The organism is uncultured Legionella sp., assembly GCF_937871865.1.
In the GTDB taxonomy this organism is placed as follows: Bacteria; Pseudomonadota; Gammaproteobacteria; order Legionellales; family Legionellaceae; genus Legionella.
This window is the reverse complement of sequence record NZ_CALMPD010000029.1, coordinates 1-11,541: the sequence shown is the minus strand read 5'-3', so window position 1 is coordinate 11,541 and position 11,541 is coordinate 1. Positions and strand designations below refer to the sequence as shown.

Sequence of the window (11,541 nt, the reverse complement as noted above, 5' to 3'; positions counted from 1 at the left end):
TCTCAATAATCACCCCATTTTGGCTCAAACTAGCGAAATGTCAACCTTCCTTCATTAATGAAGTGCTTGGAGTGTGGACAACCTAAACTTCTCAATAAGTTGCGGGAAAGTTTAAGTGAATAAAATTAAATTTTCTGGCGAATATTGATATATGATAATACACTTAAAGTGAATTGTGCTCATTTAAGTGAAGAAGTCTATCATAATATCTCACCGAAATAGGGGGCTTTTTTATGAAAGCATGGATTAATGCAGTATCTGTCTTATTGCTGCTTTTAATAGTAAATAGTGCAAATGCTATTAGTCTTAGCGGTGTTTATATCACTAATTTTGCTCAGTTAGTCAGTGCATTAAATAATGGGGAAGATGTACGGGCAATCATTCATTTGGAGAGGTGCCTGATAATTAATTCAACCGATTCGACAATTCAAGAACAAATCAATAGCTCAATTAGTGGCGTTTCAACTCGCTTTGATTTCAACAAATTCTTGCATTACACCTCCAGAATAGATGGTCGCACCAGAGACACGGTTACCACATCTATGACCACTCTTGTCGAACAATCCACTCCCGGAGTATTTTGGAAAGTTTTTGCTCGCTTAAGCGTTTTTGGTGATGAGTCTAATACTGGAAACTTACGCATCGATTATTTTGATCCTGTCAGCCATAAATCCCAACTGGTAGTCGAATGGCGTTGTGATATCAGCAACGGCAACGACAATAACGGATTGGTTTTGATTGATGATTATTAATTGATGCTCTTTCGTTTCATCTAATCTTGCTGGGCATACCTTGATTCGCCCAGCCAAGTTTTTCTTTTCCTCCTGGAGCAGAAATATAAGTTTTTCTGCCTCATCCTGAGTCACTATGTTGTGAAAACCACCTATCCTTTATAATGATTTTCAATGATTGCAAAAAACGACGAGCAATATCTGGGACCTGTTATTAACGCTCATGAGCTGGTTCAATGTGTGTAAAATAGATAAAAATTATTTAAGATGAATGTAATACAAAAAACTCAATGAAAACGAGATACTAGTATTCATTAAAAAAATAATGTAATAATGGCGTTGATATTAAGAAAAGGATTTTTTTAAGCTTCACGATTTGATTTCGCATGCTGATATCATGGTAAACGACTCTGAGGGTAATAAATGAATTTTCTTAAAAAAATGTATGTTCAAGTTCTTCTTGGCGTGTTTTTCGGCATTCTCCTCGGATATTTTTTTCCAGATATAGCGGTTCAGTTTAAAGTCCTTTCTGATGCGTTTATCAAGCTAATTAAAATGCTCATCGCACCTATTATTTTTCTTACCCTTGTTTCTGGCATTGCAGCAATGAATGATATGCGGCAGGTTGGAAAACTTGCTGGCGGAGCTTTGCTCTTTTTTATGATTACTACCACCTTTGCATTAATTCTGGGGCTTGGCGCTGCGGAGTATTTTAAACCCGGTGTTGGATTGAACATCGATGCCACATCGTTAAATATTAATGAGGCTAATTCATATTTAGGTATATCACATGCAATGAGCAGTACCAGCGATCTGTTTATGAATATAATTCCTCGAACCTTTGTCAGTGCGTTTGTTGATGGCGAAATGTTGCAGGTTCTCTTCGTTGCTATTTTATTTTCAGTTGGTTTGATTTTAACAGGATCTATTGGAAAACAACTGGTCGATGGGATGCAGTTACTTTCCAATGTGTTTTTTAAAATCATTCATGTGGTCATGTATATGGCGCCAATAGCAACTTTTGCTGCGATAGCATTTAGTGTAGGCAAATTTGGGGTGGCTCCATTGTTTAATCTTTTTGGATTATTGGCGTGTTATTACCTCACTTCAGCTTTATTTATTCTGGTTGTTTTTGGAACAATTTTACAAGTGTATTGCAAGATCAATATTTGGCATTTTTTGCGTTATTTAAAAGATGAATTAGTTATTGTGTGGGCAACGGCCTCTTCAGAGACGGTACTTCCTAACCTGATGGAGAAACTCGAACACTTGGGATGCGATAAGTCAGTGGTTGGATTGGTACTGCCTTTAGGCTATTCGTTCAATCTGGCTGGTACTGCAATTTATTTAACTCTGGCCGCAATGTTTATTGCTCAGGCAACGAATACTGAATTAACTCTTTGGCAGGAACTGGCACTTTTGGGGGTGATGATAATCAGTTCAAAAGGGGCTGCCGGAGTTTCTGGAAGCGGATTTATTGTCTTGGCGAGCTCTCTGGCTACTATAGGCCACATTCCTGTTGCTGGAGTCGTTCTGGTTCTTGGAATTGATAAATTCCTGAATGAAGGACGTGCCATCATCAACATGGTTGGCAATGCTATAGCAACCATCATTATTTCAACCTGGCAAAAATCATTTAATCATCAGCATGCTAAATCAGTATTACTGAGCAATGATGGAGAGGTTTCGAAACCAATATTTGCTCCTGAATCTTCATAATAGGGGCTCCTGTTTACCCTCTGCCATTAAGTTTAGTATTTGGCCGTCATCCAGAGGTGCTAGCGACGAAGGATCCCCTGGATTCAGGAGATCCTTCGCCAGGCTCAGGATGACGTACTTTTCTTAGCTTAATGACAGTGTCCTGTTTACCTAGGGCTTCACTCACCAAGAGTTAGATTGCGAGTAGGTGAATAAATTGATGTTTTCTATTCCTCGACTCTCAAAGCAACTCTTTTGGATCACTGGGAACATATTAGTTTTGTCAAAACTTATTACTGTTCTACCCAATTCGAGACATTAAACTGCCATTAAATGGTCATAAAGATTTTTAATGATTCAGCAAGGCCAATTTAAGGATTTTATGTTATTATATTGGTCATCTTTTTCGAGAGAGTAGAACTGGGTTATGAAATTACACGCAGCTGGTAAGAAAAAATTACTTAATTCTGCCAAAGACGTTTATTTGGCTTTTACTGCACTGGATTTTTTTAAATCAAGAACTTTCACAACAGAGTCAGGTAACAAAAGTATTTTTGAATTATGCCAGCTTGCTCTTAAGAATAAAAATTACGCACAGATTCTTCTTATAAACGGCATTCACTACAAACTGGTTTTAACTCCAGGACCAGACAATAATTTTTCCGTGCAATTGTTCAGGGCGATGGAGGCAACAAGTGCTGTAGAAGTAAAAAAAGTAAATAGTTATATGGATCAGGAAGTGCTTAACTTGTTTGCCAGCCAACAATTTAATCTCGAAATTCCAAAGGATAGTGAGGAGCTGGTTTTATCGAATCGAATCAATAATCAATTGGTGATTGGTGGGCCTGGAAAAATAGATCTCTACAGAACTCATCTGGTTACTCTGCATAATATTATTGAAAAAATTGAACAAGAAGGCGATATCAGTAATTTATTGGTTGCTCTTGCTACCGGTACAGGTAAGACCTATGTTCAGGCACTTTGGGTGATGACTTTGTCACTTTCCGGACACAACGGCGTCTTTGCCGTTCCTGATAAATTGACAAAGCAATTTGCACGAGATTTAAAGCGTTTATTACCTGATTCATTTGTTGATTCTATGTTTATTCTACGGGAAAACGAAGATAAGCCTGCTGCTAAAGATGCCCTTAAGTTGTTGGCTGAAAAAAATACCTCTGGAACGATAATTATAGGTTCTAGTGAGCATCTCCTTGATAAACATTATCACGATCTTGATAAAGCTGATTCCAATCATACGTTTCTCGCGTTTGATGAGCAGCATTTAATCATGAAAGCAGAACGACGCAGAATGCGTTTGATTGAATTATCCAAAAAGAAACTTTCCATGTTTTTAACCGCTACCCCTAATTTGGAAACTTATCAATTATCAGGTAATAAGCCGGTAGCAATCATGTCCAGTGGTCAAAAAATGGAAGCAGGACAAGGACAATTTCCCAATTTGGTTTCTTTTCAGGCGAGAAATATATCGGATAGAAATAAATTAAAGACCTGGCAGTTCTGGACTGCTGAGTTTTGGAAAAATATGTTCAATGGTTTGCTGCTTCGTTTAACCAATGCCATACAAGAGGAACAAAGTTCAGCTGCAGTCTCTCTGGTCGATGATTTGCTTTATTACCATTTTGATAAAGAAGGGGAGACTTCTGCGCGTTGGAGAATGCAGGTTCCGGCAGCACGTAAAATGTTATGTATTATCGATGATAATGAAACCTTGGTTAATTTTTGTAATGTACTACAGAATTCCTCTTACGGCCGGCGCGATGTTTATCGTAATGGTAATTTGGTAAATAGGGCTGATGTTGCTAATTTTTTTCATTTGCCCGATGCGGAAGTTGCTGTAATTGAAGACGATTTAAGAGATAAAAGAGAGAAGTATACCGCGTCATTAAAGCCTGATGAGCAGCAGGTGAGTATTACTCATGATTTGACTCTGGCGCAACAAGTAAAAAACACTATGCTGCATAATTTAATTGAGTACGTACTGACTGATATTACAGGACTTGATGAAATAGAGCATAACCGTTTACGCAAACTCAATATGAATGAGTTCCAGCAATTAGTCATCAGCCGTTTCCAGCCAAGAACTGTACTGTATTATCAACAAAAGCTTGCGAAAGACATTGATGCAAACGGTGCCCAGATTATAGGTGGGTTACTTGCCGATTTGTCTTTGGTCATGCAGCGAATGATAAACAATCAATCCAACATAGATGCTGAGGAAAACAATAAGGACTTGGCGGATTTTATCGATAATTGGCCTTTATATAGTCGGTTAATCGAGCAAATTAAAAGAGATGATTGGGATTTTCGTTATGCCTTTGAAGATTATGCGAAGCGCTATTTAATGATGGGGGTGATGCAGGGGATGAAGGATGCTGAAACTCCAGTTGCAGAATCCATACCCTTTGCCGGATTACAGCAGCATGTTAATCGCATGTATGACTATGACGGAGTGTTGGTTAAAGATGCCAAGAAGCGTAAACATACTTCTTTGGAAGTATTAAATGATACTTCTACTGAATCTGTTTTTAGTCCAACTTATTTGGATATCAGTGAAGATACTGCTGATAATTATTTTCGTTTAGGCTTTGTCGGTGTTTACGTCAGTAATAAAAAAACAGAAGGATTTAGTGACAGAAATCTGCATACGGTTATTAACATTGCAGAAGAGACTTTAAGCAATACTAATAGTCCTGATGCACAAATCCAGGGGATAGGGCGAAACCGTGGTTTGGATTCTACTATTGTGCCTGCGTACATTCATAGCTTGGGGCGAGGGCAAAAAACGGTATTTAAATTAGATCATTTACAAAGTAATGATTACTATCCTGAATTATTTAAAGCACAAAAAGAATACAACAACCAATATGTAGCTGTATTGGGAAATCAGGTCAGTAAACAAATTATTGCCTGGATTTACAGCAATCTCGATGACGATCAAACAATTAATCCTGATCGTCTAAAACGCCAAGTATTAAAGTTTATTGCTCTTGCATTACGTGACATTAATAATAAGAACAGCCATCAGATTAAACTGAGTCGCGCCCAACTCGCTGATGTGGTTCATTATGCAATGCAGGGAATCGATGATGAATTAAGGCACCTCAATGAGCCTTATCGGTTATCATTTTTCTTGCGCGCCCTCAGTCACACATTGAATTTTATCGCGGAATGTTATTATACCTTTATCCGCATCCCGGTTGATTTCAAGATTTTTTATCATTCATGGTTTGGTCCCAGAGAGGTTAATCCAATCAATGCAGGGCAAAAAAATCCAGATGATGTATACATCAAGATACTGAATAAAAAGAGCTTTAAAAGCATTATCAGTAACATGTCTTCTGCACTTGAGTTTAAAAACTGGATGGGGAAAAAGAGCCTCGGTTTTAAAACTCATGTTAACAAAAATATAAGCAAATATTTGAAAGAAGGCACCGCAGCAGATTATACAGCACATCTCAAATTGGTTCTTGAGCCTTTGCTGCTTAACCTGGTTGTTGACTCAAGGAAAGAGCAAGTTGCTAATGCCCTGTTAATATTTCCTCATGGCGTTGACTATTTACACTCTCATTTGCCTTTATTAGCGGATCTTTTTTCGCACAAGCCTGAGCAATTCGAGACTGCATTGCTGAGTTTTTTCCATCAAATTCCTGGGTTAGGTGATTTGCAATTAAGCGACATTGTTAATTATCCGGAAAAAATGGAGCAATTGCTTGCGTTGTTCAGTGATGAACCGAATGCGCTGCTTCTCAAAAGCCCTGAACTAAGGTCTGCGTTTACTGTTCGTTTGACTCATTTTTTACAAAATGATTTTTCCAGTAAATTGTCAGCATTTTTAATTTATCCTGATGCGGTTGCAGTAAAAAGCATTCTGGAAAAAGAAAAACAAGCGTTCTTGTTTGCAAATCATTGTATGACTAAATTGGTGAGTGGAGAATTAGAGTTAGCTGCTGAAGCTCTGTTTGATGAATTTAGGACTTTTTTTAAATTAAAAGACTTGAAATCCCTAGCCGAAACAGGGACTACAATACAGGACAGTCTGAGTGCTCTGGAAAATGAATTACGCGAGAATCTTGTTCAAAATCTTAATGAGCGTACTGTAGATCAATTGGTTGGCATGATGCAGTTTAGGTTACTGCCTTTGCTGGTTAATTGCTATCCATTAGCGTCTAGAGAACGCTTGCTTTCTGAGGCATCTGATACTGTCCGTATTACGAATTTTCTTAAACAGCATGCGTCAGCTTTGTTGTCATTTGATAGTGATAATGCCACTCAATTAGCGCATTTTGTTTTTTCTAATTTGATTGAAGGGGAGTTGCCTGCACAAATTAATCTGGATGAAGAAATTGAAAAGGCATCTGAAGCCATCAACCAACAAATTCTTGATCTCAAAAATACTAATGTCCAGGATTTTATGCTTGGTAAACTCTTGTCTCCAGCATCATGGAGTTTGAGTCCTCAATATCTCTATGATGGTGTGATTGCCAATATGCTTCGCAGCGATGAATTTCTGGATTCAATTTCTCTCTTACTGCCCTATGACCAATGGTTGAACCTAAAAAATGACATTCGCCATAATCAGGTTGCTTTAATTACAATAGCCAGAATATTAATTGACAAGCAAAACTCTGATGAACCAGTACAGCCATCACCACAAGAAATGTTGGATCTGTTTAATCAGCATCTGAATACTCATTATTTAAGTTCTATCGAGGCGACTACTCAAGTAAAAGAACAAACACAAAAACTCTGGAATGATATTCTAAAAAATCCTTTGTTGAAGTTATCTACAGAAATGAAAGAACGATTCGTTCAGATTGGTCTTAATCAGTTACTTCCTCTCTTGGCGTCATTTATTAAGTCAGATGTTAAAAAAGCACAATTCCTAGGCTTAAAAAGAGAACCGGAATTAATCTTTAATTTTATGGTTCAAAATGAGGCTTCTTTAAGGTCATTAATGGCTGGAAAAGAAGATGAGCTTAATGAGGAGCTTTTGCCATTAATTAATCAATTGCTTCCTGAGCAAGATAAATATTGCGCAGACGATATTCATAATCCTATAGAGCATGCTAACGAATGTTCTGAGCAATTAAAAAGCAAATTTGAGCAATTATATCTGAGCGCTGTTTTAACTAGTGACTTATTTCTGGATTTATTAAAAAACTCGTTTAACGCCCATGATTTTAAACTGGCGACAGACGTGCTGCATATTGAAGGGAATATCAATTCTTTAGTTGAAAAAATGCATCAGCATGGTATTGAGCATTTGAATAAAGAGACTCTTCTTGGCTTCATTAAAACGATGGCTCCTCAGCTGCACCAGGTAGACACTTTAGATGGGCGATTAAATGCCTTTCAAGAGTTTATTCGTGAGGTAGAGGGCAACATTAGCCGCAATCTGGATAAATCTGCAATTTCTGAATTACTTACAGAGACCATGTTACCGATTCTGTTTAATAATAAATTTATTCAGATTATTGATAACATCACCGGATTTCTTAATGAACAAGACTTGACCGTAATTTTTGATGCTTTTGGCAAAGAGCAACCAGACTTTGAGGCACAACATTATCAGCGCTTTATCTCTATTATCAGAGCAAAAGATAAAGAAGCATTAAGACAGGAGTTCATGTACTTGTCCGGTGAGGGACAAGATTTTGATTTTGATCAACTGCCTGCAAAAAAAATGTTGGATACGATTACTTCTTTAATCGAAGAAGTGTTGGATTGTCATTGTCACTATAATGATCAGGATAGGAAGGGCTCTATAGGGTGTGACCATAAACCTAAACTTGAAGGGAAAATATCCTCACAGTTATCTGAAATGATTATAAAATCTGAATATGGTTTTTTTGGTAGATTCTCTCGAAAAGGGTTTTACATTCATGGCTTAACACAAGGTTTAGCCGCGGGAGGAGAAATTAGTGCCGAGTCGATTAAGCATATAACCAAAGTGTTACAACGGGTTAAATCTCATATTTTAAGACCGCTGTGGTGGAGTTCCAATGGCTCCAATCTGATGCATGCATTCACGAAAGGATGTCATGATGTAACTCAGGCCGTTGTTGCTGCATGGTATGGGGCAGTAAACGGAGTGAAATCTTCGCTTAATTGGCTGACTAATAGTAATTATTACATCATTAGCCACAAAAACCTGGATAGTGAGGATTTTAATGAAACGACGTTTTATTTTGCTGAAGAAATTAACCAGTTGGATCCTCTGACGGCTAAACATGTTATGGATAAGGAGTGCCCTGTTGATGTCGTAACTCACTTGGAAGAGTTCGTCGCGAAACGCCCAGCCAGAGCAGGGTTTTTTGGTGGAAATCTGGGAACTCCTGTTATTCATTCTGAAGAGAAAAGTACACCTGGATTCAAATTTCATTAATTTATTAAGGGGCTTCCTGCATTTTTACTCGTTTAGTTGAATGTATATCGGCCCTGAAAATAAGGCGACCTAGATAGTTTCTAGGTCAGCTGCTTTTATTGGATTACTGAGCTGATACTTCATCATCCACCAATCTTTACCCTCTCCCCCACCCTCTCCCGCGAAGGGGTTCCGCTTCATATTCCTGTTCGTTCGCGGGAGAGGGAGCTCAATACACAATGCATTGCACGAACACTCTCTTGTCCGTGAATTAGTTGTACTCTTTCTTTTCGTATGCTGGGGAGATGAGGCTGTGCATTGCTTTAAAAGCTCCCTCGCCCGCGAAAGAAGTGATGTTAATGTAGCGATAACTAATCGCGGGAGAGGGTGGTTATAAGCTTAATTGCATCATACTATGTGCTTCATCTCGTATGCTGGGGAGGTGAGGCTGTGCATTGCTTTAAAAGCTCCCTCGCCCGCGAAAGAAGTGATTTTAATGTAGCGATAACTAATGCGCGGGAGAGGGCGGGGGGAGAGGGTGGTTATAATCTTAATTGCACCATACTCTGTGCTTCATCAATATTTGGGCTTAACGCTTTATGATGAAAAAATAAAGCGGGTGATCTGTTTTTATTGATTGATATTTGGATGTGTTCCGAAACAGTGTTCATTAAATAAATAAGAGAGTCAACTGAATCAACATGGATTATCCAGCCTTTGGAGTTATCTGATTTGTATCGAGTGGTGCGCACGAGGTGAAACAACTTATTAATAGATGAAGTGCCTTTTAATGGAAAACAATGTACTTTGGCAAATTCACTTAACTCTTGAAATGAATTAAGTAACAAGTCTATCTGCTGAGTTGTTTCTTGGGAGTGATGGTGCTTGTGCAGTTCCTTTATATTTTTAATAATGCGTAATTGAGTTTGATATACTTGAGTGCTGATATTGTATTTATAACAATCAAGAATATTGGTGGCCGTTAACGGTTTAATCTGTTGCGATTTGTTTAAAAAACTACTGGTATTCTCACAATACTGAATGATTAGCCTGGCAAACTGTTTCGTTCCTTGTGGATTTAACTCTTGCTCTGAAGAGCCATAAGCAAATACTTTTGCTGGTTGGCCATCTCGATGATGTAAAAAATCATCAAGATAATAATCTAATACATCAATCAACTTAAAATTAATCGAATTGTAGGCAACATCCAGGGTAATTGCCTGGGTTATATTATCCAGCGCGACATCCGTAACGGTAAATTGATCGTTGTTTCTATAACTTTGCGAGGTTTTAACAGCATTGTTTAATAAAAAGCGTTGATTCGCCAGATCATCGAAAATAACCTCTGTTTCCAGGTTAAAACGATTTTTAATAAAGCGCCTTATTTTAAATTTGATCTCGGTACTTATCTCTTTATTTTCCGCAAGAGACATCGATGCGAGCTGTTTTAATAAGAGCATGCGATATAAGACGAATTCGTCTTTGACTATTATGGATTGTTTTAAGGGATCAAGCCCGAGTCCAGGAGCTATTTTATTGCATAAAGACAATAGTAATGAATAGGAATTATCAAGATAGAGATCAATATTCTCAGCTGTAACAGATATTCCGTAATCTCCACGAGATAATCCCAGCATCTGGCGGTATTCCTGATCACCTAAAAAAATCAAATCAGAAGCATATAAGGGTTCATAATGTTTAAATAAGTTAAGCGCTGTGTCACATAAATAGTGATAAGGATTATTTGCCGACTTCGGATTTACAGGAGCAAATCGCCTGATATGAGCAAAATCAGACTCATTGCCTCCTAATCCTCCATTAGTAGTGGGGTTACAATAAAACTTCAATAAAGCAGGAGGGATATAATTAATACGGCTTACTACTACTAATACTTGTTCTTTGATTTTTTGAATTAATTCAAATTCTTTAATTATTTCCGCATGGTGGGGCTTTGACAGATACGATTGCGTGCCAGAGAGCCAGTGTTTTAAAAAATGAGTTTCTTTTTTATTGATTGAGTTTATCAGCTTATCTGTTTGTGTTTTGCTTTACTGTGTCGATATCGAGATGCATATTCTCGTAACCAACCAGATACCGAACCTCTCGCAACTTTATCTCCATCAATGGCATACAGAAATTTTTGATTTAAGTGTTTAAAATTACGCGTATTTTCAATTACTTCTACAGATGTTTCCTTGCTTTGAATGAGTTCCTTTTTCAGGCGTAAGAACTCATTATTGATCATGGTAATTGCATTTTGAATCTGAGCCCTGTTCTCTGTGGTTCGTTTATAGGTTATTAAATCTAATGTGTTGATAAGATGATAAGTACCAATACCAGCAAGAAGTAATCCTATTGAAGTGAGAGAGCCTATGCTCCATAAAAAGGCGGTACCAAGAGTCAGTGTGATTGTTATCGCGATTGCAGCAGCTACAATAAGTCCTGTTATGAGTGAGAATATGACAGCATGTTTCGCCAAAAAGCCAGGCTGGTTCATTTGCTGCAATAAAAAATCTCGGGACATCAACATGAATTTTAATTGAATTTCCTGAGTAAAGGCTTGTCTCACTTTGTCTGATTCTGACAATTGATTAATCCATTTAATAAAGGATGATTGAAGCTCACTTTTTATTTCAATGTCATGGGTTTTATAGAGCGACTGAAAACCATTGTTAAATATAGCCAACGGATAATAAATTGATTATAATCATTTATTTATGACGTATT

The 11,541-nt window shown here is 37.6% G+C and carries 5 protein-coding genes; 3 read left to right on the top strand and 2 right to left on the bottom strand.

Annotation, left to right across the window (positions count from 1 at the left end; genetic code table 11):
- The first annotated feature begins 233 nt into the window (after window positions 1–233).
- The 3 genes from Q0495_RS01780 to Q0495_RS01770 all read left to right on the top strand — a co-directional run bounded on the left by Q0495_RS01780 (window position 234) and on the right by Q0495_RS01770 (window position 8,835).
- A complete protein-coding gene (locus Q0495_RS01780) occupies window positions 234–752 on the top strand; it encodes a hypothetical protein (RefSeq protein WP_298622427.1) in 519 nt (172 codons plus the stop codon).
- 402 nt (window positions 753–1,154) lie between these two features.
- Window positions 1,155–2,450: a C4-dicarboxylate transporter DctA gene (dctA, locus tag Q0495_RS01775; protein ID WP_298622425.1), complete on the top strand. Its 1,296-nt coding sequence runs from the start codon at window positions 1,155–1,157 to the stop codon at window positions 2,448–2,450.
- A gap of 406 nt (window positions 2,451–2,856) precedes the next feature.
- Window positions 2,857–8,835, top strand: a complete 5,979-nt coding sequence (locus Q0495_RS01770; protein WP_298622423.1) for a DEAD/DEAH box helicase family protein — start codon at window positions 2,857–2,859, stop codon at window positions 8,833–8,835.
- A gap of 521 nt (window positions 8,836–9,356) precedes the next feature.
- Here Q0495_RS01770 and Q0495_RS01765 read toward each other — a convergent pair.
- A complete protein-coding gene (locus Q0495_RS01765) occupies window positions 9,357–10,661 on the bottom strand; it encodes a hypothetical protein (RefSeq protein WP_298622421.1) in 1,305 nt (434 codons plus the stop codon).
- A gap of 176 nt (window positions 10,662–10,837) precedes the next feature.
- Complete coding sequence (locus Q0495_RS01760; protein WP_298622419.1) at window positions 10,838–11,401, bottom strand: hypothetical protein; 564 nt, start codon at window positions 11,399–11,401, stop codon at window positions 10,838–10,840.
- Between the last annotated feature and the right edge of the window lie 140 nt (window positions 11,402–11,541).

What these genes read in the sequence shown, in the direction of transcription:
- Q0495_RS01770 (WP_298622423.1), top strand. Translation starts at nt 2,857, where the DNA reads ATGAAATTACACGCAGCTGGTAAGAAAAAATTACTTAATTCTGCCAAA.
- dctA (WP_298622425.1), top strand. Translation starts at nt 1,155, where the DNA reads ATGAATTTTCTTAAAAAAATGTATGTTCAAGTTCTTCTTGGCGTGTTT.
- Q0495_RS01780 (WP_298622427.1), top strand. Translation starts at nt 234, where the DNA reads ATGAAAGCATGGATTAATGCAGTATCTGTCTTATTGCTGCTTTTAATA.